This is a genomic window from Streptomyces sp. VTCC 41912 (genome assembly GCF_045799175.1).
In the GTDB taxonomy this organism is placed as follows: domain Bacteria; phylum Actinomycetota; class Actinomycetes; order Streptomycetales; family Streptomycetaceae; genus Streptomyces; species Streptomyces albulus_C.
In genome coordinates, this window is sequence record NZ_JBJMAB010000001.1 from 147,958 (window position 1) to 172,498 (window position 24,541).

General features: G+C 73.9%; 17 protein-coding genes. 10 read left to right on the forward strand and 7 right to left on the reverse strand.

The features are described from left to right. Nucleotides 1-39: 39 nt before the first annotated feature. Entirely contained in the window at nt 40-1,218 is a 1,179-nt protein-coding gene (locus ACJ6WD_RS00710; RefSeq protein ID WP_407614925.1) for an NAD(P)-binding domain-containing protein, read from the forward strand. Nucleotides 1,219-1,297: 79 nt separating this feature from the next. On the opposite strand, the gene ACJ6WD_RS00715 is transcribed toward ACJ6WD_RS00710, so the two are convergent. Together ACJ6WD_RS00715 and ACJ6WD_RS00720 are read right to left on the reverse strand one after the other, a co-directional pair. Then, nucleotides 1,298-2,068 (reverse strand): GntR family transcriptional regulator, encoded by a 771-nt coding sequence (locus tag ACJ6WD_RS00715; protein WP_233656635.1) that lies wholly within the window; start codon nt 2,066-2,068, stop codon nt 1,298-1,300. 551 nt (nt 2,069-2,619) lie between these two features. Then, nucleotides 2,620-3,960 (reverse strand): MFS transporter, encoded by a 1,341-nt coding sequence (locus tag ACJ6WD_RS00720; protein WP_407614926.1) that lies wholly within the window; start codon nt 3,958-3,960, stop codon nt 2,620-2,622. 224 nt (nt 3,961-4,184) lie between these two features. Here ACJ6WD_RS00720 and ACJ6WD_RS00725 point away from each other — a divergent pair, with 224 nt between their 5' ends. The 4 genes from ACJ6WD_RS00725 (at nt 4,185) to ACJ6WD_RS00740 (ending at nt 8,464) form a co-directional block, all read left to right on the forward strand. Then, nucleotides 4,185-4,985 (forward strand): (Fe-S)-binding protein, encoded by an 801-nt coding sequence (locus ACJ6WD_RS00725; protein WP_233656633.1) that lies wholly within the window; start codon nt 4,185-4,187, stop codon nt 4,983-4,985. Continuing rightward, nucleotides 4,982-6,475, forward strand: a complete 1,494-nt coding sequence (locus tag ACJ6WD_RS00730) for a lactate utilization protein B (RefSeq protein WP_233656632.1) — start codon at nt 4,982-4,984, stop codon at nt 6,473-6,475. The genes ACJ6WD_RS00725 and ACJ6WD_RS00730 overlap by 4 nt, the downstream gene beginning before the upstream one ends. Continuing rightward, nucleotides 6,472-7,140 carry an LUD domain-containing protein gene (locus tag ACJ6WD_RS00735; RefSeq protein WP_233656631.1) on the forward strand — a complete coding sequence of 223 codons (669 nt, stop codon included), beginning with the start codon at nt 6,472-6,474 and terminating at the stop codon, nt 7,138-7,140. The genes ACJ6WD_RS00730 and ACJ6WD_RS00735 overlap by 4 nt, the downstream gene beginning before the upstream one ends. Nucleotides 7,141-7,285: 145 nt before the next feature. Next, nucleotides 7,286-8,464, forward strand: a complete 1,179-nt coding sequence (locus ACJ6WD_RS00740) for an SGNH/GDSL hydrolase family protein (RefSeq protein ID WP_407615101.1) — start codon at nt 7,286-7,288, stop codon at nt 8,462-8,464. A 57-nt stretch (nt 8,465-8,521) separates the two neighbouring features. Here ACJ6WD_RS00740 and ACJ6WD_RS00745 read toward each other — a convergent pair whose 3' ends face one another. Then, nucleotides 8,522-10,369, reverse strand: coding sequence for an ABC transporter ATP-binding protein (locus tag ACJ6WD_RS00745; RefSeq protein ID WP_020929374.1), 1,848 nt, complete (start codon nt 10,367-10,369; stop codon nt 8,522-8,524). Between the two features lie 139 nt (nt 10,370-10,508). Here ACJ6WD_RS00745 and ACJ6WD_RS00750 point away from each other — a divergent pair, with 139 nt between their 5' ends. Together ACJ6WD_RS00750 and ACJ6WD_RS00755 are read left to right on the forward strand one after the other, a co-directional pair. Continuing rightward, nucleotides 10,509-10,991: a MarR family winged helix-turn-helix transcriptional regulator gene (locus ACJ6WD_RS00750; RefSeq protein ID WP_233656628.1), complete on the forward strand. Its 483-nt coding sequence runs from the start codon at nt 10,509-10,511 to the stop codon at nt 10,989-10,991. Between the two features lie 36 nt (nt 10,992-11,027). After that, nucleotides 11,028-13,976 carry an FAD-binding and (Fe-S)-binding domain-containing protein gene (locus ACJ6WD_RS00755; RefSeq protein ID WP_407615102.1) on the forward strand — a complete coding sequence of 983 codons (2,949 nt, stop codon included), beginning with the start codon at nt 11,028-11,030 and terminating at the stop codon, nt 13,974-13,976. Between the two features lie 42 nt (nt 13,977-14,018). Here the strand turns inward: ACJ6WD_RS00755 and ACJ6WD_RS00760 are convergent, their stop codons facing one another. Continuing rightward, nucleotides 14,019-15,428 (reverse strand): alpha-amylase, encoded by a 1,410-nt coding sequence (locus tag ACJ6WD_RS00760; protein WP_407614927.1) that lies wholly within the window; start codon nt 15,426-15,428, stop codon nt 14,019-14,021. A gap of 328 nt (nt 15,429-15,756) precedes the next feature. Between ACJ6WD_RS00760 and ACJ6WD_RS00765 the strand changes: the two genes are divergently transcribed. After that, nucleotides 15,757-17,190: a Gfo/Idh/MocA family protein gene (locus ACJ6WD_RS00765; RefSeq protein WP_407614928.1), complete on the forward strand. Its 1,434-nt coding sequence runs from the start codon at nt 15,757-15,759 to the stop codon at nt 17,188-17,190. Between the two features lie 67 nt (nt 17,191-17,257). Here the strand turns inward: ACJ6WD_RS00765 and ACJ6WD_RS00770 are convergent, their stop codons facing one another. Further along, nucleotides 17,258-18,637 carry a cation:dicarboxylate symporter family transporter gene (locus tag ACJ6WD_RS00770; protein ID WP_233656626.1) on the reverse strand — a complete coding sequence of 460 codons (1,380 nt, stop codon included), beginning with the start codon at nt 18,635-18,637 and terminating at the stop codon, nt 17,258-17,260. Between the two features lie 184 nt (nt 18,638-18,821). Then, a complete protein-coding gene (locus ACJ6WD_RS00775; protein WP_407614929.1) occupies nt 18,822-19,598 on the reverse strand; it encodes a hypothetical protein in 777 nt (258 codons plus the stop codon). Nucleotides 19,599-19,900: 302 nt separating this feature from the next. On the opposite strand from ACJ6WD_RS00775, the gene ACJ6WD_RS00780 reads away from it, so the two are divergent. Continuing rightward, nucleotides 19,901-21,751 carry an ABC transporter ATP-binding protein gene (locus ACJ6WD_RS00780; RefSeq protein WP_233656624.1) on the forward strand — a complete coding sequence of 617 codons (1,851 nt, stop codon included), beginning with the start codon at nt 19,901-19,903 and terminating at the stop codon, nt 21,749-21,751. Then, nucleotides 21,748-23,532, forward strand: a complete 1,785-nt coding sequence (locus tag ACJ6WD_RS00785) for an ABC transporter ATP-binding protein (protein WP_331249486.1) — start codon at nt 21,748-21,750, stop codon at nt 23,530-23,532. The genes ACJ6WD_RS00780 and ACJ6WD_RS00785 overlap by 4 nt, the downstream gene beginning before the upstream one ends. A 98-nt stretch (nt 23,533-23,630) precedes the next feature. On the opposite strand, the gene ACJ6WD_RS00790 is transcribed toward ACJ6WD_RS00785, so the two are convergent. Next, on the reverse strand, nt 23,631-24,422 hold the full coding sequence (locus ACJ6WD_RS00790) for a metal-dependent hydrolase (protein WP_233656622.1): 792 nt from the start codon (nt 24,420-24,422) through the stop codon (nt 23,631-23,633). Nucleotides 24,423-24,541 lie beyond the last annotated feature (119 nt).

Below are 24,541 nucleotides of genomic sequence, written 5' to 3' on the forward strand. Positions count from 1 at the left end.
GGTGGGAAGATCCCGCCCCCACCCCGAGTTAGTAGAAGCATGAACTACTTCGGGGTGCGGGACATCGAGGTCGTGGTGATCGGCGCCGGTCAGGCCGGCCTGGCCGCCGCCTTCCACCTGCGGCGCACCGGCTACCGCCCGGACGTGGACTTCGTGGTGCTCGACCACTCCCCGCAGCCGGGCGGTGCCTGGCAGTTCCGGTGGCCGACGCTGACCTACGACAAGGTGCACGGCATGCACGCGCTGCCCGGCATGACGCTGACCGACGCCGATCCGGCGCGACCGTCGGCCGAGGTGATCGGCGGCTACTTCGCCGCCTACGAGCGGCGGTTCGGGCTGCGGGTGCACCGGCCGGTGAGCGTCACCGCGGTCCGGGACGGCGATGACGGGCGGCTGCGGGTGGAGACCTCGCGGGGCGACTACGCGGCGCGGGCGGTGATCAACGCGACCGGGACCTGGGACCGGCCGTTCTGGCCGCGCTTCCCCGGCCAGCGAGACTTCCGCGGGCGGCAGCTGCACAGCGCGCAGTACCGCGGCCCGGTGGAGTTCCGCGGCGCCCGGGTGGTGGTGGTCGGCGGCGGCACCTCGGCCGTCCAGCAGCTGACCGAGATCGCGCCGGTCGCGGCGGCGACAACCTGGGTGACCCGGCGGCCGCCGGTCTTCCGCTCCGGGCCGTTCGGCGCGGACGAGGGGCGGGCGGCCGTCGCGCTGGTGGCCGAGCGGGTCCGGCAGGGGCTGCCGCCGCGCAGTGTGGTGAGCGTGACCGGACTGCCGATGACCGAGGCCGTCCGGCAGGCCCGGGAGAGCGGCGTCCTGGACCGGCTGCCGCTCTTCGCACGGGTCACCCCGGAGGGCGTGGCCTGGGACGACGGGCGGACCGTCGCGGCCGACGTGCTGCTCTACGCGACCGGGTTCCGGGCCGCCGTCGACCACCTCGCGCCGCTCCGGCTGCGGGAGGCGGGCGGCGGGATCCGGATGGCCGGGACCCAGGTCGTGCGGGACCCCCGGGTGCACCTCGTCGGCTACGGGCCGTCCGCCAGCACCATCGGCGCCAACCGGGCGGGGCGCGCCGCGGTCCGCGGGATCCGCCGGCTCCTGGCGGAGACGCCGACCGGACCGGCGCGGTCCGCCGCGGCCGGCCGTGACGCCGAGGCTCCGGAAGGCCGAGGGACACGACCTCACCTTGTCGGACAGGCTCCCGGGACAGGGCGGGGGTGAGCCGCCACCGCAGCGCCGGACGACCGGGAGCCGGCCGGCGCACGCCGGCGCCGGGTGGGGTGCGGGCCTCGGGCGCCGCTCAGCGCGCCTGCCACACCGGCAGGGCCGGGGCGCCCGGCGGCAGCATGTGCTTGGCCGCCAGCAGCGGCGTGCGGTCGAGCCGGACGACCTGGGTGACCAGCACCCCGGGGGTGTCGGCGGAACGCCCGAGCTGGGCGCCGCGCTGCCGGCCGAGGGTGGTCGCCACGATGGTGCTGCTGCCGGTCAGCGGCAGTCCGCGGCCGGCGTCCAGGAGCAGGCCCAGCATCGACGAGGTCCGGGCGGCGGGCCCGTCGAACGCCGCCACGGCGTCCGGCAGCAGCTGCGCCACCGTCTCGTCCGCGGCCCACTCCTGGGTCAGGCAGGCCGGGAGCCCGCCGACCTCGATCACGCTCTCCCAGAAGCGCACCTCACCGTGGGCCGGCAGGACCAGGTGCTGGGTGGAGAAGTCCGTCGGCTCCTCGCGGGTGCGGGCCAGCGGTGCCGTCACCACCTGACGCCCCTCGCCGAGCAGCGCCTCGACCGGCTTGAGGAATTCGAAGCCGCGTGGCGGAAGGTGGTGGTTGACGGTGCGCCCCACCCCGCGCCGCACGGTGATCACGCCGTCCTCCTGGAGCAGGATCAACGCCTCCCGCAGCGCCGGCCGGCTCACCCCCAACTCGGCGGCCAGCCGGGGCTCGGTCGGCAGGGTGGATCCCGGCGGGTAGGCGCCGCCCCGGATGGCCTCCACCATCCGCTCGTACAGCGCGACGACCGGCCGGCGCTGGGGCCGGCCCGGAGCGCCCTCCCGGCCCTGTTGTCTGTCAGCCATCCGCGTCTCCCCGCGTCCGTGGTCCGACGTGCCCGCACCGCACCCGGTCGGGCGCGTACGGCCAGTCTTCCACCGGCGCGGCGCCGGTGGGCCGCGCACCCCGGAACCGGACCGACGGCGGACCCTCCGGGTCGGCGCCGCGCCCGGGCACCTTGTCCGACAGCCGAAGTGCCCCGAAGTCCGCCGCACTGCCCCGCATGGGAACAAGCGAACGCCGGATCGAGTGTTCGCCGAAAAGCGTGGTCGAGCACGGAACGGCTTCCCCGTTCCCCCGGCGGCGAGTGATGCTTACGGGGCGCAAGCGACGGGCTGCAGACCGTCACGGCGCCTCCGGCCGACATCCCTTGCTGGGCCGGAGAGTTGGTCCCACAACGCAATTCGCTAGGAGACAGACCCAGATGAACTTCCTCACCAGCCTGCTTGCCGGCATCGTCCACTTCGTGGGCTGGCTCGTCTGACGGACTTGCAGCACCCCAGGCGCCGCTCCCCTCGTCCCAGGGGGGCGGCGCCTTCCGCGTACCCGGGCGGGCCGCCCGGTTAGCCGGCGGGGGCTACCCGTCCAGGGGCCGGCGGGCGGTCTCCGGCAGCGCCAGGTAGACGAAGAACGACACCAGGCACAGCACCGCGACGTACCAGGGGAAGAGGTCCGGGTGGCCGGCCTGCTGGAACCAGGTGCCGACGTACGGGGCGGTGCCGCCGAAGAGCGCGACGGTCAGCGAGTACGGGAAGCCGATGCCGGCGGCCCGCACCCGGGCCGGGAAGACCTCGGCGTTCACCGCGGCGGCGATCGAGGTGTAGCCGGTGAGCAGCACCATGCCCGCGCACTGCACCAGCAGCAGTGCGGCGAAGGAGTCGGTGACCAGGTGGAGCAGCGGCACGGCCAGCACCGCGAAGCCCAGCGCGAAGGTGAGCAGCAGCGGCTTGCGTCCGATCCGGTCCGAGAGCAGCCCGCCGAGCGGCTGGATCAGCGCGAAGAAGACCAGCGACAGGGTGCCGACGGTCAGCGCTTCGCCCTTGTCGAAACCGGCGTTGACCTGGGCGTAGGTGGGCAGGTAGGTCGTCCAGGTGTAGTAGGCGATGGTGCCGCCGGCGGTGATGCCGCAGATCAGGAGCGACTGCCGCGGATAGCGGCGCAGCCCCTCGAAGAGGCCGGGGCGGGCGGCGTGCTGCTCGGTGGCGGCGGGGTGTGCCGTCGGGTCGGCGCCGGGGGCCTGCGGCAGGGTCTCCCGGGCGCCGCGCCGGATCCACAGCCCGAGCAGGCTCAGCAGGGCACCGATCAGGAACGCGATCCGCCACCCCCACTGGCCCATCTGGTGCTCGGTGAGCAGCGCGGCGAGCAGCGCTCCGGTGCCGGAGGCGAGCAGTTGGCCGAGGGTGGTGGAGACGTACTGGAAGCTGGAGAACAGGCCGCGGCGGCCCGGCCCGGCGGACTCCACCAGGAACGTGGTGGACGCGGCGAACTCGCCGCCCACCGAAAGGCCCTGCACCAGGCGGGCGATGACCAGCACCACCGGCGCGAGCACGCCGGTCGCCGCGTAGGTGGGGGTGAGCGCGACCAGCAGGCTGCCGCCGCCCATCAGCAAGATGGTCAGGGTCAGTGCGGCGCGCCGGCCGCGCCGGTCGGCGACGGCCCCCATCAGCAGCCCGCCGACCGGGCGCATGAAGAAGCCGACGGCGAAGACCGCGAAGGAGGACAGCAGCGGCACCAGGGAGTTTCCGGCGCCCTTGGGGAAGACCTGGTCGGCGAAGTAGACCGCCAGGAAGGAGTAGGCGTACCAGTCGTACCACTCGACGGTGTTGCCGACGGACGCGGCGGCCAGTTGCCGCAGCTGCGACGGCCGGTGGTCACCCTCGGGTGCCCGGTCCTCGGCTATGGGCGATGTGCTCGACATGGTCCTCCACTCCCGGTCCTTCTCCTGGGCCCGTCGCTGGGGCAGGATGATCCGACAGGTGATCATGTACCGGCGAGGCGGGTGGCCGCCAGGGACTTGGCGCGCGAAGTCCGGCCGTCGGCACTCCGAAAGGCGGTGGCCATGCGCCGGCAACACGACCGCAACACCCGGGGACGCCGTCGGGTCGGCGGCGCGCCGGGAGGGGACCGCGAGGAGGAGGCACCGTGCGGGTAGCACTGTTCGTCACCTGCATCAACGACACGCTCCGGCCACGGACCGGGCGGGCGGTGGTGACGCTGCTGGAACGGCTGGGCGTCGACGTCGACTTCCCGGCCGGGCAGAGCTGCTGCGGGCAGCCGCAGTTCAACACCGGGTACCGGCACGCCACCGAGCCGCTGGTGCGCCGCTTCGACCGGGCGTTCGCGGACCACGCGTACGTGGTGACCCCGTCGGGTTCCTGCGCCGCGATGGTGCGCGACAACTTCCCGCGGATCGCGGCGAAGGCCGCGGCCGAGGGGCGCGGCCGGGAGTTGGCCGAGGCCGCGGCGCGGGCCGTGCCCAAGACGTACGAGCTGACGGAGTTCCTGGTGGACGTGTTGGGGGTGACCGACGTCGGCGCGTACTACCCGCACACCGTCACCTACCACCCCACCTGCCACGGGCTGCGGGTGCTCGGGCTCGGCGACCGGCCGCGGCGGCTGCTGGAGCGGGTGCGCGGGCTGACGCTGAAGGAGTTGCCGGGTGCCGAGGAGTGCTGCGGGTTCGGCGGGACGTTCGCGGTGAAGAACCCGGCGGTGTCGGCCGCGATGGGCGCCGACAAGGTCCGCGCGGTGACCGGGACCGGCGCGCGGGCGCTGTGCACGGTCGACAACTCCTGTCTGCTGCACGTCGGGGGCATGCTCGCCCGGCAGGGTTCGCCGGTCCGCCCGGTGCACCTCGCGGAGATCCTGGCCAGCACGGAGGCCGACGCGGGGCCGGCCGGCCGCGCGCTCCCGGGCGGCGGCGATCGAGGCGGTGCGCGATGAGCCGAGGTTTCCTGGGCATGCCGGCGTTCCCCCGGGCGGCGGCCGTCTCCACCCGCGACACCCGGCTGCGGGCCAACCTCGCCCACGCCACCCACACCATCCGCGACAAGCGGGCCAGGGCGGTGGCCGAGTTGGACGACTGGGCGCAGCTGCGGGCCGCGGGCGCCGCGATCAAGGACCGGACGCTCCGTCACCTCGACCACTATCTGGAGCAGTTGGAGGAGTCGGTGGTCGCCGCGGGCGGCCGGGTGCACTGGGCGGCGGACGCCGACGAGGCCAACCGGATCGTGGCCCGGCTGGTCCGGGAGACCGGCGAGCGCGAGGTCGTCAAGGTCAAGTCGATGGCCACCCAGGAGATCGGCCTCAACGAGGCGCTGGCCGACGCCGGCATCCGGGCGTACGAGACGGACCTGGCGGAGCTGATCGTGCAGCTCGGCGACGACCTGCCGTCGCACATCCTGGTGCCGGCGATCCACCGCAACCGCGCCGAGATCCGGGACGTCTTCCGCCGGGAGATGGGCAAGTGGGGCCGCCCGGCGCCCGAGGGCCTGTCCGACTCCCCCGCCGAACTGGCGGAGGCGGCCCGGCTGCACCTGCGGGAGAAGTTCCTCACCGCGAAGGTGGGGATCTCCGGCGCCAACTTCATGGTCGCCGAGTCCGGCACCCTGGTGGTCGTGGAGTCCGAGGGCAACGGCCGGATGTGCCTGACCCTGCCGGAGACCCTGATCTCGGTCGTCGGGATCGAGAAGACCGTGCCGACCTGGCAGGACCTGGAGGTCTTCCTCCAACTGCTGCCGCGCTCGTCGACGGCCGAGCGGATGAACCCGTACACCACCACCTGGACCGGGACGACGGACGGCGACGGGCCGCGGACCTTCCACCTCGTGCTGCTCGACAACGGGCGGACCGACACCCTGGCGGACACCGTGGGCCGGCAGGCCCTGCGCTGCATCCGCTGCTCGGCCTGCCTGAACGTCTGCCCGGTGTACGAGCGGGCCGGCGGACACGCCTACGGATCGCCCTACCCCGGCCCGATCGGCGCCATCCTCACCCCTCAACTGCGCGGTGTGGCAGGCCCGTTGGAGCAGTCGCTGCCGTACGCCTCGTCGCTGTGCGGGGCGTGCTACGAGGTGTGCCCGGTGGCGATCGACATCCCCGAGGTGCTGGTGCACCTGCGGGAGCGGGTGGTGGAGGGCGGCCCGGTCACCCGGCACGGGGCCCGGGTGGTGCTCAAACCCGCCAAGGGGCACGCGGCGGAGCGGGCCGCGATGCGCGCCGCCGCCTGGGCCTTCGACCATCCGGGCGCGCTGCGCGGCGGGATGCGCCTGGCCGCGCGGACCCGTCGGCTGCATCCGCGCCGGCTGCCGGGGCCGGGCCGCGCCTGGTCCGACACCCGGGCGCTGCCGGCGGTGCCCGCGGAATCGTTCCGCGACTGGTGGCAACGCACCCGGGGCGGCGCCGCCGGGCCCGAGCGAGGAGGTCGCACGTGAGCAGCAGGGACGTGGTGTTGGCGCGGGTGCGGCGGGCGCTGGCCGACGTGCCGCGCGGCGAGGGCCCCTACGATCCGCCGGTGCCCCGCGACTACCGCCGGGTGCACGGGACCCGGACGCCGGAGGAGACCGTGGAGCTGCTCGCGGTGAACCTCGCGGACTACCGGGCGCTGGTGCACCGCTGTGCGCCCGCCGAACTGCCGTCGCTGATCGGCCGGTTGTTGGCGGCGCGCGGGGCGCGGACGGTGGTGGTCCCGCCCGGGCTGGACCCGCGCTGGCTGTCCGCCGCCGACGTCAGCGTCGTACCGGACCGGGCCGCGGACACCGCGCGGGACCTCGACGCGGTGGACAGTGTGGTGACGGGGTGTGCGGTGGCCGTCGCGGAGACCGGCACGCTGGTCCTGGACGGCGGCCCGGACCAGGGACGGCGCCGGATCACCCTGGTGCCGGACCACCACGTCTGCGTGGTGCGGGTGGCCGACCAGGTCGTCGGCTCGGTCCCGCAGGCGCTGCCGCGGCTGTCCCCGCGGCGCCCGTTGACGTGGATCTCGGGGCCGTCCGCCACCAGCGACATCGAGTTGGACCGGGTGGAGGGGGTGCACGGTCCGCGGACGCTGGAGGTGGTGCTGGTCGGGGCGGGTGCGGAGCACGGGGGCGCCGGGTAGCGGCGGGCGGCCGCAGCGGAGGGTGACCCCGGCGCTGGTAGGCACCCGGTGGGTACCAACGCCGGGTGTCTGGGTGGGCCGTGCGCCGGTCGGCAGACTCCTGGTCATCGCCACCGAGCAGATGACCGAGAGGCAGTCCACCCCCATGAACAGCAACGACAACTCCCTTGCCTGGAGCGCAGGTTGGGCCAGCGCCATGCAGCGGCCGAGCGTGGGCTTCCACGCGAACTGGGCCGAGGAGGGGTTCGCCGGCCAGACCGTGCGGCAGACCGTGCGGGTCACCGGTTCCGGGACCCGGGCCCGCATCAGGCTCTCCAACCGGTACGGGACCGCGCCGCTGGAGGTGTCCGGCGCGAGCATCGCCCGGGCCGGCGCCGGGGCGGCGGTGGCGCCCGGGTCGGTGCGGCCGCTGACCTTCGACGGGGCGGCGTCGGTGCGGATCCCGGCCGGCGGCGAGGTCCACAGCGACGCGGCGGAGGTGAGCGTGGCGGCGCTGGAGTCGTTGACCGTCTCGCTGCACTTCGCCGGGCCGACCGGACCGGCCACCTTCCACGCGCAGGCGTGGGCCACCGCGTACCGGGCCGCCGGCGCGCAGTTGGGGGAGGTGGATCCGGCGGTCTTCGGGGAGACGTCGGTGTCCTGGTACTACCTGGCCGCGGTGGAGTTGGCGGACGACGGCCCGGCGCGGCGGGACGCCGTGGTGCTCTTCGGCGACTCGCTCACCGACGGCTTCGGGTCGAGCGTCGACGCCGACCGGCGGTACTCGGACGCGCTGGCCGAGCGGTTGGCGGCCGAGGGCCGTCCGCTGCGCGTCCTCAACCTGGGCATCGGCGGGAACCTGCTGCTGAACGACTCGCCGTGGTTCGGCGAGTCGGCCGGGGCGCGCTTCGAGCGCGACGTGCTGGCGCAGCCGGGCGTGCGCGCGGTGGTGGTGCTGGTCGGGCTGAACGACATCGGCTTCAGCGAGGTCGACCTGCCGACGTACAAGCCCAACCCGGACAACGCGGTGGAGCGACTCGTGGCGGGTTACCGGGAGTTGATCGCGCGGGCGCACGCGGCCGGTGTGCGGGTCGTCGGGGGGACCATCCTGCCGTTCAAGGGGTCGGAGTACCACACGCCGGTCGCGGAGGCGAAGCGCCGGGCGGTCAACGAGTGGATCCGCACGGCGGGCGCGTTCGACGCGGTGGCCGACTTCGCGGCGGCGCTGGCGGATCCGGCCGACCCGGAGGCGCTGCGGTCCGCCTACGACAGCGGGGACTTCAAGCACCCGGGCGACGAGGGGTACCGGGTGATGGCCCGGGCGGTCGATCCGGCCGCGCTCTGAGGCCCGCCCGGACCGTGCTCCGGGCGGGGCGAGCCGGCCGCGCCGCGCGGGGTCCGGTCAGACCAGGACCTCGGGGGCGCGGCCGTCGTCCGGGGTGCCGGTCGGGGCGTCGACCGCGACCTGGTGCGTGTCGCGGCGGACCAGGGCGGCGTAGCGGCCGTCGGCGGCCAGCAGTTCGTCGTGGGTGCCGCGTTCGGCGATCCGGCCGCCGTCCAGGACCACGATCTGGTCGGCGTCGCGGACGGTGGAGAGCCGGTGCGCGATGGTGACGGTGGTGCGGCCGGCGGAGAGCGCGTCGACGGCCTGCTGGACGGCGTGTTCGGTGCGGGTGTCCAGGGCGCTGGTGGCCTCGTCGAGGACGAGCACCGGCGGGTCGCGCAGGATGGTGCGGGCGAGGGCCAGGCGCTGCTTCTCGCCGCCGGAGAAGCGGTAGCCGCGTTCGCCGACGACGGTGTCGTAGCCGTCGGGGAGGGCCGCGATGTGGTCGTGGATCTGGGCTGTCCGGGCGGCGCGTTCGATCTCCTCGTCGGTGGCGTCGGGCTTGGCGAAGCGCAGGTTCTCGGCGACCGAGGCGTGGAAGAGGTAGGTCTCCTGGGAGACCACGCCGACCGCGCGGGCGAGGGTGTCGAAGTCGAGGTCGCGGACGTCGGTGCCGTCGAGCGTGACCCGGCCGCCGGTGACGTCGTACAGGCGCGGGACGAGGTAGCTCAGGGTGGTCTTGCCGCTGCCGGTCGAGCCGACGACGGCGAGGCTGCTGCCGGCCGGGACGGTCAGGTCGACGCCGTCGAGGGTGGGGGCGGCCTCCGGGTCGTAGGCGAAGGACACCGACTCGAAGCGGATCTCGCCGCGCGGGGCGGGCAGGCGGACCGGTGCGGCGGGCTCGGTGATGTCGACGGGCAGGTCGAGGTACTCGAAGATGCGCTGGAAGAGCGCGAGGGAGGTCTGCATCTGGACGCCGGTGGTCAGCAGGGAGACGGTGGGCCGCAGCAGGCCCTGCTGGAGGGAGACGAAGGCGACCAGGGTGCCCAGGGAGAAGGCCGGGCCGCCGAGTTGGAGGACCAGGCCGGCCGCCCAGTAGATGAGTGCGGGCATGGCGGCCATGACGATGCCGATGGTGGCCATCCGCCAGCGGCCGGCCATGTTGGCGCGGACCTCCAGGTCGACCAGGCGCTCGGACTCGTCGGCGAAGTTCTTGGTGAGGGAGTCGGCGCGGCCCATGGTGCGGCCGAGCAGGACGCCGCTGACCGAGAGGGATTCGGTGACCATCGCGGACATCGCGGCCATCTGCTTCTGCCGCTTGGTGGTGATCTTCTTGCGCTCGTTGCCGACCCGGCGGCTGATCCAGACGAACAGCGGGAGCAGCAGCAGCGAGACGACGGTGAGCCGCCAGTCGAGGGCGACCATGGCCACGACGGTGGCGACGACCGAGGTCAGGTTGGAGACCAGGGAGGTCGCGGTGGACGTGACGGTCGCCTGCATGCCGCCGATGTCGTTGGCGATCCGGGACTGGACCTCACCGGTGCGGGTGCGGGTGAAGAACGCCAGCGGCATCCGTTGGAGCTTGGCGTAGACGGCGGTGCGCAGGTCGTGCATGACCCGCTGGCCGACGGTGGTGGAGACCAGGGTCTGTAGGACGCCGAAGACGCTGGTGGTGACCGCGGTGGCGATCATGCCGAGCGCGAGGAGGGTCAGCAGGCCGGTGCGCCGACCGGGTATGGCGACGTCGAGGATCTCGCGGAGGAGGAACGGGGAGGCCACCGACACCAGCGAGGAGGCGGCGACGAGCAGGCCGACCAGGGCGAGGCGGCCGCGGTAGGGGCGGAACAGCGCGAGGATCCGCCGCAGCTGGACCGGGGCGTCGGGGTCCTTGGGAGGCGGGGTCCAGTTCGGTTCTTCGGGACGCATGGGCTCCTTCGAAGGGGGAGGGCGGGACCTACGACGTTGGGCGGCCGGCTGGCTGGCCGGCCGGGAGGACGAAAACTTTGCCGAGCCTAGCTCATTGTTACCTAGACTCACAATGAATCTTGTCCTGTACCCTGTGGCCATGCCCTCCCCCGAGCCGTCGGCCAGCGCGAACGAGGCCAACGTCGCCGAACAACTGGTGCGACTCACCCGCCGGATGCAGCGCGCTCAGAAGCGCCACATGACCCACCTGGACATCCCCTTCACCCCGGCCCAGTCCCGGCTGCTGCGGATCGTGGGCCACTGCCACGACGCCCCGCCCCGGATGGCCGACCTGGCCGAGCGGCTGGAGGTGGTGCCCCGGGCGGTGACCACGCTGGTGGACGCGCTGGAGTCGAACGGCGCCGTGCGCCGGGTGCCCGATCCGACCAACCGCCGGGTGGTGCGGATCGAGCTGACCGACACCGGCCGGTCCGCGCTGCGGGCGTTGCGCGGCGCCCGTCGGGCCGCCGCGGAGGAGATCCTGGCACCCCTGACCGCCGCCCAGCGCGAGGTGCTCGGCGGCCTGCTCGCCACCCTCGTCGACGGACCGGGGGAACCGCACCGCTCTGCCGCACCGGCCTGACCCGACGGGCCGTCGCGCAGCCAACCGGAGGTGACCGTGCCCCTTCTGGAGCCCACGCCCGAAGCCCTGCGGCCCCGCACCACCCACCCCGCGCCGGACCGGGTGCCCGAGCGGTTGGCGGCCGGCACCCCCGAGCCGCTGCGCGGGGACCTGCTCGCCCTGCTCGGCCCGGAGAAGGTCCGGCACACCGTCTCCGACCTGGTGCGCTACGCCTCCGACGCCAGCCCCTACCGGTTCGTCCCGCAGGTCGTGGTCCTCGCCGAGACCGTCGAGGACGTCGCCGCGGTCTTCTCCTACGCCCGCGCGCACGGCCGGCACGTGGTGTTCCGGGCCGCCGGGACCTCCCTCAACGGCCAGGCGCAGGGCGAGGACGTCCTCGTCGACGTGCGCCGCCACTGGGCCGGCATCGAGGTGCTGGACGACGGCGCCCGGGCCCGCATCCGGCCCGGCACCACCGTGCTGCGGGCCAACGCCGCCCTCGCCCGGCACGGCCGGCTGCTGGGCCCGGACCCGGCCAGCGCCGTCGCCTGCACGGTGGGCGGCGTGGTCGCCAACAACGCCTCCGGGATGACCGCCGGCACCACCCGCAACTCCTACCGGACGCTGGAGTCGCTGACCTTCGTGCTGCCGTCCGGCACCGTCGTCGACACCGCCCGCCCGGACGCCGACGTCCGACTGGCCCGGGCCGAACCGGTGCTGTGCACCGAACTGCTGGCCCTGAAGGCGGAGATCGAGGCGGACCCGGACCTGGTCGCCCGGATCCGCGCCAAGTACGCGCTCAAGAACACCAACGGCTACCGCCTGGACGCCCTCCTCGACGGGCGGACCCCGGTGGAGATCCTGCGCGGGCTGATGGTCGGCTCCGAGGGGACGCTCGGCTTCCTCGCCGAGACGGTCTTCCGGACCGTGCCACTGGACCGGCACACCTCCACCGCCCTGCTGTTCTTCCCCGGCCTCGCCGCCGCGGCCGCCGCCGTCCCGCGCTTCACCGAGGCCGGCGCGCGGGCCGTGGAACTCATGGACGGCAACACCCTGCGCGCCTCGGTCAGCGTGCCCGGCGTCCCCGCCGACTGGGCGGAGCTGCCCAAGGAGACCGCCGCCCTGCTGGTGGAGTTCCGGGCGCCCGACGAGGCGGCGCAGCGGGCCCACGAGGAGGCGGCGGCGCGGGTGCTGGCGGAGCTGACGCTCATCGCCCCCGTGCCGTCGGTCAGCAACGCCGTCACCCGGGACCCGGCCGTGATCGGCGGCTACTGGAAGGCCCGCAAGGCGTTCGTCACCGCCGTGGGCGGCTCCCGGCCGGCCGGCACGACCCTGATCACCGAGGACTTCGCGGTCCCGCCGGCCCGGCTCGCCGACGCCTGCACCGCGCTGCTGGAGCTCCAGGCCCGGCACGGCTTCGACGCGGCGGTCGCCGGCCACGCCGCCCACGGCAACCTGCACTTCCTGCTCGCCTTCGACGCCGCCGACCCCGAGGACGTCACCCGCTACGCCGCCTTCATGGACGACTTCTGCCGGCTGACCGTCGAGCGGTTCGACGGCTCGCTGAAGGCGGAGCACGCCACCGGCCGGAACATCGCGCCGTTCCTGGAACTCGAATGGGGCCCGCGCGCCACGGAGTTGATGTGGCGGATCAAGGAGATCGTCGACCCCCGGGGCATCCTCGCCCCGCGGGTCCTGCTCGACCGCGATCCGCGGGCGCACCTGCGCGGCCTGAAGACCATCCCCCAGATCGAAGCGGTCGCCGATCCGTGCATCGAATGCGGCTTCTGCGAACCGACCTGCCCCAGCGAGGACCTGACCACCACGCCCCGCCAACGCATCGTGCTGCGCCGCGAGATGCTGCGCCAGCCACCCCGCTCACCGGTCAACGACGCGCTGCTGGCCGCCTACGGCTACGAGGCGGTGGACACCTGCGCCGGCGACTCCACCTGCCAACTGGCCTGCCCGGTCGGCATCGACACCGGCGCGCTGATGAAGGACTTCCGGCACCGGCGGCACTCCCCGCGCGAGGAACGGATCGCCGAGCGGGCCGCCCGGCACTTCGCCGCCGTCGAGCGCGCGGCCCGGCTGGCGCTGGCCGTCGCGCCCCGGCTCGACGACCGGCTGCTGGCCCGGGCGACGGGCGCCGCCCGCAGGGCGATCCGGCCCGACCTGGTGCCGGAGTGGCTGCCGCAGATCCCCGGTCCGGCGGCCCGGCGACCGCCCGCGACCCGCCGGACCGCCGCGGTCGCCGTCTACTACCCGGCCTGCGTGAACCGCATCTTCGGCGCGCCCGCCGACCACCACGGGCCGTCCCTCCCCGAGGCGGTGGTGGCGCTGGCCCGCCGCGCCGACCGCCCGGTGTGGATCCCGTCGGACGTCGCCGGCACCTGCTGCGCCACCATCTGGCACTCCAAGGGCTACGAGCGGGGCAACCGGCTCATGGCCAACCGGATCGTCGAGGCGGCCTGGCGCTGGACCGCCGGCGGGCGGCTGCCGCTGGTCGTGGACGCGTCGTCCTGCACGCTCGGCCTGGCCCGCGAGGTGGTGCCGTACCTGACCCCGTTCAACCGCTCGCTGCACGCCGCGCTCACGGTCGTCGACTCCGTCGTGTGGGCCGCGGACCTCCTCCCCCGCCTGGAGGTCCGCCGTACCCTCGGCTCCGCCGTCCTCCACCCCGCCTGCTCCACGCAGCACTTGGGGGACGAGGACCGGCTGCGGCGGGTCGCCGAGGCGTGCGCCCGCGAGGTGGTCGTCCCGGACGACGCGGGGTGCTGCGCCTTCGCCGGCGACCGCGGTCTGCTCCACCGGGAACTGACCGAATCGGCCACCGCGAAGGAGGCCGCCGAGGTCACCGCCCGCCCCTTCGACGCCCACCTCTCGGCGAACCGCACCTGCGAGATCGGCATGGACCACGCCACCGGGGGCCGGGGCTACCGCTCGGCCCTGCTGGCGTTGGAATGGGCGACGCGCCCCGGCAACCCCTCGATTCCATACGGCACGTGAGGCGGCGCGTCCGGGCGCCCGGCCCGTCGGGACGGGCGGCCGTCAGCGGGCGACGTGCAGGGCCACCGCGCCGTGGGCGGGCACGGTGAGCTGCGCCTGCCCGTCGCCGCCCACGGTCACCGTGTGCCCGTCGCACGAAGGCGGGTCCGCGGCGACCACGTCGCAGTACGTCCCGGCCGGCAACGGCGTGGTGAACGTCCGGTTCACCGCCCCGTCCCCGGCGTTGAGGACGACGAACCCGGCGGAGCCGCGCCCGAAGGCGATCGCGTCGCCCCCGTTGTCCCACCAGTCGGTCAGCTCCGCCGACCCCACCGCGTTGCGGAAGCCCACCATGCCGGTGATCTCGCGCTTGGCGTGTTCGCCGGTCCAGGCGGAGCTGCCGGAGGCCGGCGGGCCGGCGTCCTTGTCGGTCCACTGGTAGCCGGAGTAGACGTTCGGGGAGCCGTAGGGCGAGGCGAGCATGAAGACGTTGGCGAGGGCGTAGGTCGCGCCGTCCTTGTAGGTCAGCGTGGAGCCGTTGCGTTCGGTGTCCCAGTTGTCGACGAACGTGCGGGCCCGGTCGCTGCCGAGCTTGCCGTCGGCGACGGACTTGAGCTGGGCGAGGTTGCGGCCCTGGAAGGCGCTCTTGAGGTGGGTGCCGTAGCGGAACTCGTCGACGTCGCCGGTGCCGGTGTACTCGTCGGGTTGGACCGCCTCGCCGGCGCCGTAGACGACCTCCTGCACCCAGTACCCCGGGTCCTTCATCTTGCCCTTGATGGCGGCGAGGTCGCCGGCGGCGATGTGCTTGGCGGCGTCGATCCGGAAACCGTCCACGCCCAGGGACCGCAGGTCGTCGAGGTAGGCGGCGAGGGTGGTGCGGACGTAGTCGCTGCCGGTGTCGAGGTCGGCGAGCCCGACCAGTTCGCAGTTCTGGACGTCGTCGCGGTTGGTGTAGTCGGAGATGTTCCGGCGGCAGCCGTGGAAGTCCCAGTCCTGGTAGGTGCCGGGGTAGGTGTACTTGGTGTACTGGGTGCCGCCGGTACCGGTGCCGGAGCCGGCCGCCATGTGGTTGATGACGGCGTCGGCGATGACCTTGACGCCGGCGGCGTGGCAGCTGCCGACCATCGCGGCGAACGCGGCGCGGTCGCCCAGCCGACCGGCGATCTTGTAGCTGACCGGCTGGTACGAGGTCCACCACTGGTCGCCCTGGATGTGCTCGGAGGCGGGTGAGACCTCGACGTAGCCGTAGCCGGCCGGGCCCAGTTGGTCGGTGCAGGCCCGGGCGACGTCGGCGTACTTCCACTCGAAGAGGGTGGCGGTGACGGTCCGGTCGCCGGGCGGGGTGGCCTGTGCGGGCCAGGGGGCGAGGGCGGTGAGGCCGAGGGCGGCCAGCAGTCCGCCCAGCGCCCGGGTGCGGGGCCGGCGGTGCGGCCGCCCCGTCGCTGCGTGGTCGCGGCTCCTTCGTCGTTGCACTGTTGCGGCTCCTTCGTCATGGGGCACGGGGACCGCGCCCACGAGAGCAGCCACGCGCCAGGCCGCCATGGGGGGATTCCGCTTCGGAGCCTGCCGTTTCGTGCGTGGACACGTCAAGGTCTTCGGCAAGGCTTTTCAGGCTCTTGCGAAAGACACCGGCACGGGCGGGCGGGGCACCACGTCCCGGTGGCACCCGAGGTGTACGAAGAGTCCAAGTACGCGCACCAAGAGTCCAATGGGCCCTCTTGTGCCCCAGGCCACCCAACCGTCAGGGTCCTCACCGAGGTTCACGACTGTCCCGCGTACGATCCGCTCCTCTGGAGGACCGATGCACGAGGCAACACCGCAGAACCACGAGCCCGACGAGTCCGGGCCCAGCCGCCGTTCGGTGCTGTGGACCGCCGGCGCGGCCGGCGCCGGACTCGGACTCACCGGTCTGGGCACCTCACCGGCGGCCGCGGCCGCACCCCAGGCACCCGCGGCGGGCACGGACTCCGCCGCGGCACCCGAGCGGCGCGGCAAGACCATGATCGGGGTGCCCTTCGAGCCGCGCAGCACGGTCCGCGTCGGCATCATCGGCCTCGGCAACCGGGGCGGCAGCATGATCGACCTGTTCCTGGCCATGCCGGACGTGCGGGTCGTCGCGCTCTGCGACCCGGTGAAGGACAAGGTCGCCAAGGCCGCGGCGAAGGTCACCAAGGCCGGCCAGCCCGCACCCGCCGTCTACACCAACGGCGACCACGACTTCGCGAACCTCTGCAAGCGCACCGACGTCGACTTCGTCTACGCGGCGACGCCCTGGGACTGGCACTTCGAGATGGCGAAGACCGCCATGCTCAACGGCAAGCACGTCGGCACCGAATGCCCCCTGGCACTGCGCCTGGACCAGTTGTGGGAGTTGGTGAACCTCTCCGAACGGACCCGCAGACACTGCCTCCAGTTGGAGAACTGCTGCTACGGCAGAAACGAGATGCGGGTGCTGCGGATGGCGCACGCCGGCCTCTTCGGCGAACTGCTGCACGGCGCCGGGGCGTACGTCCACGACCTGCGCGGCCTGATGTTCGACCCGGCGTACTACGAGGGGCCCTGGCGCCGGCTGTGGCACACCCGGCTGCGCGGCGACCTCTACCCGAACCACGGCTTCGGCCCGGTCGCCAACTACATGGACGTCAACCGCGGGGACCGGGTGGTGCGGATCTCCAGCTTCGGCACGCCGGCGCTGGGGCTGGCCGCCTACCGCAAGCAGCACATGCCCGCCGGCGACCCCAGTTGGAAGGAGTCGTACGTCGAGAGCGACCGCACGATCAGCCTGGTGCAGACCGCGAGGGGCCGGGTGATCCGGCTGGAGCACGACGTCTCCACCCCGCACCCGTACAGCCGGATCAACAGCCTCGGCGGGACCAAGGGGCTCTTCGAGGACTACCCCGAGCGGATCTACCTGGAGCCGGACCAGAGCAACGACGAGTGGGGCGACTTCGGGAAGTACGCCCAGTGGGACCACTGGTTGTGGAAGGAGCACGCCAACCCGCCCGGCGGCCACGGCGGCATGGACTACATGCTGGTCTTCCGACTCACCCAGTGCCTGCGGCTGGGCCTGGTACCGGACTTCGACGTGTACGACGCGGCCACCTGGTCCGCCCCGGTGCCGCTGAGCGACCGCTCGATCAAGGCGCAGGGCGCACCGCAGGAGATCCCGGACTTCACCCGGGGACTGTGGCGGAAGGCCCGTCCGGGGATGGATTCGGACAAGCCCGCTCAGTAGCCGGGGTGCGCCCCTGAGGCGCCGTCCGGGGCCCGGTGGCAGGCCGTCCGCCACCGGGCCCCGCAGTTCACTTCTCGCCGGGCGCGACGGGCGCGCCGTCCGCCTCCTCCGCATCCGCGGGGGCGGTGGCCGCCGGCGGCTGCTGCGGCCCGGCCGGGACCGCGCCGGCCAGCACCTGCTTGGCCGTCACCCGGTCCAGTGCGCCCTCCCAGCGGGACACCGCGAACACCGCGACGCAGTTGCCCAGCAGGTTGGTCGCCACCCGCATGGAGTCCATGATCCGGTCGACGCCGAGCAGCAGGGCGACCGCCGCGGCCGGAATGACGCCCAGCGCGGAGGCGGTCGCCGACAGCGCCAGGAACGCCGAACCGGGCACGCCCGCCATGCCCTTGCTGGTCAGCATCAGCACCAGGACCACGGTGATCTGCTGGCCGAGCGAGAGGTGCACGCCGATGGCCTGGGCGATGAAGAGCGTCCCGATGGAGAGGTAGATGGACGCGCCGTCGAGGTTGAAGGAGTAACCGGTGGGCAGCACCAGGCCGACCGCGTCGTCCCGGCAGCCGGCGGCCCGCAGCTTCTGCATCATCCGCGGCATCACCGTCTCGCTGGAGCCGGTGCCCAGCGCCAGCAGCAGTTCCTCCCGGGTGTAGCGGACGAACTTCCAGAGGCTGAGCCCGGTGACGGCCTTGAGGGCGAGCCCCAGCAGCACGAGGAAGACCAGGGCGACGCCGTAGCAGACCGCGATCAGCTTGCCGTAGGTCGACATGGCGCCCAGCCCGTACTGGCCGACGAGGTGGGCGGTGGCGCCGAAGACCGCGAGCGGGGCGAGCTTCATGAGGTAGCCGACGATGGTGAAGACCACGTCCTGCACCTGCTCGATCAGCGGCAGCAGTTGCGGCACGCGCTGCTGGCCGAGGTGCAGCAGCGCCGCGCCCACCAGGCAGGCCAGCACCAGGACCTGGAGCAGGGAGTTCTCGGCGAACGCGCCGACCGCGCTGTTCGGCAGCGCCTCCAGGATGAACTGGCCCGCGGAGGGCAGTTTCCCGCCACCGGTCGTGGCGTCCACCGCGCCCTTGTCGAGGGAGGCCGGATCGACGTGCATCCCGGCGCCGGGGCTGAAGATGTTGCCCGCCAGCAGGCCCACGACCAGGGCGATGCTGGTCGCGACCTCGAACCAGATCAGGGCCTTGACGCCGATCCGGCCGAAGGACTTGAGGTCACCGGCCTTGGTGATGCCGGCGACGACGACGCAGAAGACGAGCGGGGCGATGACCGCCTTGATGAGGCGGACGAAGCCGTCGCCCAACGGTTGGAGCGAACTGCCCGCCTGCGGCCAGAGGCGTCCGACCAGGACACCGAGCAACAGGGCGAGCAGCACCTGGACGAACAGGCTTTTGCGCAGCAGGCGCCCGGCGCGGCGGGCGAGACTTCCGGTGGCGTGCGGCACGGGCACTCCTCCATGGACGGATTCTGGGATACGGAAGAGGATTTCCGCGGTCCGTCACTATGGCCGGTAGCCGTTCCCCCCGAAAGAGGCGGTGCAACTTCCGCAAGAATCTTGGAGCTTGATCCAAGGAGGCACCTCGCCCCCGTCCCGCCCCCGCTCACGGAGGCGCCCGCCGCCCCCGGTTTCAGCCGGCGAGGTGCGCCCGGTCCCCCATCACCACCACCGGGTGCCGCGCCGGATCGAGTGCGCGCAACAGCGTCGCCATCGCGGACTTGGCCACGCTCACGCAGGCCGACGTCCCGGTCCCGTGGTCCAGGTGGAGCCACACACCGCCGCCCTTGGACTGCCCCTGGGGGCGGGTGGGGTCCAGCGGGGACGTCCCCGGCACCCGGTTGTAGTCGATCGCCACCACGTAGTCGAAGTCGTGCCGGGTGTTCTTCGACCAGTAAGAGGGCGGGGTGAAGGCCGCCGAGTGCGTGTAGGGCAGCCGGGCCCCCGGATCGGGGAGCACCCCACCGGCGTCGGTCAGCCGGAACACTCCGATCGGGCTGCGCTGGTCGTCCTCATGGTGGTCCGGCGTCCAGCCGCGCCGGCCGTTGTGCGCCGGCCAACTCCCCTTGCGGTCCCAGCCGGCGGCACCCTTCTCGTACAGCACCACCGTCGCGTCCGGGGAGTTCACCCCGGCGCCGTACACCGCGACGACCTGCCGGGAGTCGGCCGGGATCCGGGACCGCAGGGCGCCGCCCACCCCGGGGACGGCGTCGAGGTGGGTGGCCGCCGACGCCCCACCGGTCGGTCCGCCGGGGTGCTTGCGCGCGCCGGCCCCGTCCCCCTTGGCGCCACCGTCACCACCGTCACCACCGTCCACGCCCGACGCGCCGCCCGCGCCGCAGCCCGCCAGAAGGACCGTCACCGCCGCGGCCACCGCCGCCGCCCGCACCGCACCACCCGCTGTTCGCATGACGTCCATGCTCCCACCGCGCCCTGACGGTCCCTCACCCCGGCCCTGCGATGTGCTACGCACGGAAGGTGCGTCGGCTTGACCGGCTTTCTACGGAAAAACCGTTTGAAGCCGGGCCGGCCGGCGCGCGAACCTTTCGTGTGCCTCCGCTCGCGCCGAGGCCGTCACCGAGGGGCGCGAGGGCACTCCGGCCTGCCCGGGCGGCGTGCCACCGCTCCCCCGCCAACGACCCGCCCGCCCCTCCTGCGGCCCGCCCGGCGCGCGGCCCACCCCCCACCTCCCGCGACAACTCCTGGGACATCATGCGCATTCGCGACCTCCCCCACCCCGACCCCGGCGTCCCGGACGTCCGTACGGGCGGCCGATTCCTCCTGTGGCTGTGCCGGCAACAGCTCGGCGGACAGGTCCAGTCCCTCTGCTGGGGGCTGCTGCACATGGGCGCGATGGCCTCGTTCCCCCTGCCGGTGGGCCTGGCCGTGCAGGCCGCGGTGGACGGCCACGGCACCCGGCTGATCCTGGCGGGCGGCCTGTTGATGCTGCTCGGCGCGCTGGTCGCGGTCAGCGACATCATGTTGCACCGGTCGGCCGTGGCCAACTGGATCGTCACGGTGGCCCGGATGCAGCAACTGCTCTCCCGCAAGACCGCGGAACTCGGCGGGGCGATGACCCGACAGGTGGCGGCCGGTGAGGTCGTCGCCGTCAGCACCGGCGACCTGGAACGCATCGGCTGGTTCGTCGAGACGCTGTCGCGCTTCGGCGCGGCCCTGGTGGCGTCGGTCGGCGTCTGCCTGGCCCTCGTCGTCTACCAACCGCAGCTCGGCTTCGTGGTGGCCCTCGGCACGCCCCTGCTGGCGCTGGCCGTCCTGCCGCTGCTGCCGCCGGCCACCCGCCGGGCGGACGCCCAGCGCGAGATGGCCGGCCGCGCCACCGAACTCGCCTCCGACACCGTCGCCGGCCTGCGGGTGCTGCGCGGCATCGGCGGCGAGGACCTCTTCCTCGGCCGCTACCGCAGCGCCTCCCAGGAGGTCCGCCGGGCCGCCGTGCGCAGCGCCCGCATGTGGTCGCTGATCTCCGCGGTGCAGGTCGCGCTGCCGGGCCTGCTGCTGATCGCGGTGGTCTGGGACGGCGTCCGGCTCGCGCTCGCCGGCCGGATCACCGTCGGCGAACTGGTCACCCTCTACGGTGCGGTGGCCTTCCTGCTCTACCCGCTGCGCCACTTCGAAGAGATCACGATGGCCTGGTCCTTCTGCCTGCCGTCGGCGGGACGCACGGCACGCGTCCTGGCGCTGAGCCGCCCCACGGGCGGGCGCCTGCCCGACCCGCGACCGCCGGCCGGTGACCTGCACGACCCCATGAGCGGCCTGACCGCGCGGGCCGGCCGGCTGACCGCGGTGGTGTGCGGCGACCCGGACGCGGCGGGCCTGCTCGCCGAGCGCCTCGGCGGCCACCCGCCGCACGCCGCCCCGCCCGCGCCGCAGGACGCCACCGCGCCCGACAGCCCGCCCGCGGCCCCGGACCGAGCGCTCTCCGTCGTCCTCGGCAGCACCCCGCTGGACGACCTGCCGCGTGACACCGCCCGCAGGGCCGTCCTCGTCCAGGACAAGGACCCGGTCCTGCTCTCCGGCACGCTCGGGGAACTCCTCGACGTCCCCTCCTCCGGCCGGGTGACCGAGACCGAGGCCCTCGACGCCGCCCAATGCACCGACGTGCTGGCCGCGTTGGCCCGGGCGTCCGCCGACGACTCCGACGACCCCCTGCACACCCACATCACCGAACGCGGCCGGTCCCTCTCCGGCGGCCAACGCCAGCGGCTGGCCCTGGCCCGGTCGCTGGTCGCCGACCCCGAGGTGCTGGTCCTGGACGAACCGACCAGCGCCGTCGACGCCCACACCGAGGCCCGGGTCGCCGACGGCCTACGGGACGTCCGAGCGGGCCGCACGACCGTGGTGCTCACCGCCAGTCCGCTGCTCCTGGACCGCGCCGACCAGGTGGTGTTCCTCCAGGAGGGCAAGGTCGCCGGCGAGGCCCCGCACCGCGAACTGCTGCACACCCACCCCGAGTACCGCGCCGTCGTCACCCGCGAACCGGACGCCGTCCGCGGCACGCCGGAAGGCCGCACCGCCCCCCACCGCACCCCCGAGGAGACCGCATGATCGGCCTGGCCCCGCCGGAGCACGATCCCCATCCGGCCCGCACCACCGCCACCCTGCCGGTGGGCTCGCCGGCCACGGTGCGCGCCTACGTGGCCGAGCTGTTCCGCCGGCACCGCCGGGACTTCACCGTCCTGATCACCGTCAACGCCGTCGCGGTGATCGCCTCGATGGTCGGGCCCTACCTCCTCGGCGGGCTGGTCGAGGACCTCTCGGCGGGCCACGGCGGGAGCATCCAACTCGGCCGCACCCTGGGCCTGTTCGCCCTCGCCCTGGTCGTGCAGACGGTCTTCGTCCGCATGGTCCGGCTCCGCGGCGCGATGCTCGGCGAACGGATGCTGGCGGACCTTCGGGAGGACTTCCTGGTCAGGTCGGTGGCCCTGCCGCCCGGCGTCCTGGAGCGGGCCGGCACCGGCGACCTGCTGTCGAGGATCACCACCGACATCGACCGGCTCGCCGAGGCCATGCGCGAGGCCGTGCCGCAGCTCTCGATCGGCGTGGTCTGGGCCGGCCTGCTGATCGGCGGGCTCACCGTCACCGCACCGCCGCTCGCGCTGTCCGTGCTGCTCGCCCTGCCGGTGCTGCTGGTCGGCTGCCGCTGGTACTTCAAGCGCGCGCCGGCCGCCTACCGCTCCGAGGCCGCCGGCTACGCCGCGGTCTCCGCGGTCCTCACCGAGTCCGTGGACGCCGGCCGCACCATCGAGGCGCACCGCCTGGGCGCCCGCCGGATCACCCTGTCCGAGCACCGGATCCGCACCTGGACCCAGTGGGAGCGGTACACCCTCTTCCTGCGCTCGGTGCTCTTCCCGGTCATCAACGTCACGCACGTACTGGTGCTCGGCGCGGTCGTCGTGCTCGGCGGGCTGTTCGTGCTGCACGGCTGGCTCACCCCGGGGCAGCTGACGACCGGCGCGCTGCTGGCCCAGATGCTCACCGAACCGGTCAACCTGGTCCTGCGCTGGTACGACGAGCTCCAGGTGGCCCAGGTGTCGCTCGCCCGGCTCGTCGGCGTGCGCGAGATCGAACCGGAGCCCGCCGACGCCTCGGTGGTGCCGGGCGGCCGGGACGTGCGCGCGCAGGACGTCAGCTTCGGCTACCGCGCCGGCGTCGACGTCCTGCGCCAGGTCTCGCTGAACGTCCGCCCCGGCAGCCGGGTGGCGCTGGTCGGCCCGTCCGGCGCCGGGAAGTCCACCCTGGGCCGACTGCTGGCCGGCATCTACGGACCGCGGTCCGGCTCGGTCTCGCTCGGCGGCGCCGAACTCTCCGCGATGCCCGCCGAACGCGTCCGGGAGCACGTCGCCCTGGTCAACCAGGAGCACCACGTCTTCGTCGGCACGCTGCGGGACAACCTGCTCCTGGCCCGTACGGACGCGGCCGACGCCGAACTCTGGGCGGCGCTGGGCGCGGTGGACGCGGACGACTGGGCCCAGTCCCTGCCCGGCGGTCTGGACACCGAGGTCGGCTCCGGCGGCACGGCCCTGTCCCCGGCCCAGGCCCAACAGATCGCGCTGGCCCGGCTGGTGCTGGCCGATCCGCACACCCTGGTGCTGGACGAGGCGACGTCGCTCCTGGACCCGCGCGCCGCGCGCCACTTGGAACGGTCGCTGGGCAAGGTCCTGGACGGGCGGACGGTCGTCGCGATCGCCCACCGGCTGCACACCGCCCACGACGCCGACGTCATCGCGGTCGTCGAGGACGGCCGGATCAGCGAACTGGGCAGCCACCGGGAACTGGTCTCGGCCGGCGGCGCCTACGCGGCCCTGTGGCGGTCGTGGCACGGCTGAACCGCCACGGAACGCACGGTGGCGCCCCGCTCTGGTCAGCGGGACGCCACCGGTGGTCTGGGGGCGGACCGGGCGGCGGCCCGGTCCGCCCGCACGCATCAGATGTAGCCCAGCGCCCCCAGCGCCCCGATGCCGCCGAGCAGCATGAACGCCGGCATCAGCACCTTCAGCTCCACCCAGCTGCCGGCCCGGAACCGCATCGGCTTGGGCGTACCCAGCGCGTGCCAGCGTTTCCGGCCGATCGGGATGGGCCACAGTATCGGGCAGCCCGAGACGGTCAGGGCGTCGCCGATGTCGTGCACCAGCGCCCCCAGCATGATCGGCAGACCCAGCCAGAGGTACTCCTGCCCCGGCTCGCCGAAGAGCCAGTTCGCGCCGTTGCCCGGCTGGTCCATGGTCTGGGCCAGGATCCAGGCCGACGCGGCGCCGAGCAGCCACACCAGCACGTCGCTGGAGACCCGGGCCGCCCGCCACAGCAACCCCTCGATGGCGAGCACCATGTGCACGAAGAGGATGCCGAGCACCGCCCAGCGCCCGCCCTCCATCGCCAGCAGCGACATGCCGCCACCGACCAGCACCGCCCACAGCCAGGTGTGGGTCAGCGTCCGGTGCCCGCCCGAGCGGTGCGAGTCGCCGCGCATCTTGGTCGCCTTGTAGGCGGCGTGCGAGAGCGCGTCGACGACCTCGCACAGCCACCGCGACAGCGGCCCGAAGGCGCGCGAGATGGTGGCGGCCTTGTGGTCGAGGTCGGGTGCCAGCGCGGCCCCGGCGCAGATCAGCGCACCGCTGACCAGTACCGGCCAGGGCATCGGAGAGCCGGCGCCGTAGGCCGCCGCCCCCACCCCCAGCCAGGCCGCGGCTCCCGACAGCGAGTGCGCCGGTCCCATCATGGTTGTTCCCCACCCCTTGTTCTGCACGTCTGACGCCCGGTCGGCGACTCAGCGTAGCGTCAGATGATCTCCACGCGGGGAGCGGGTGGAGCGGGTGACAGCGCCGCGGCCCGGCGCGG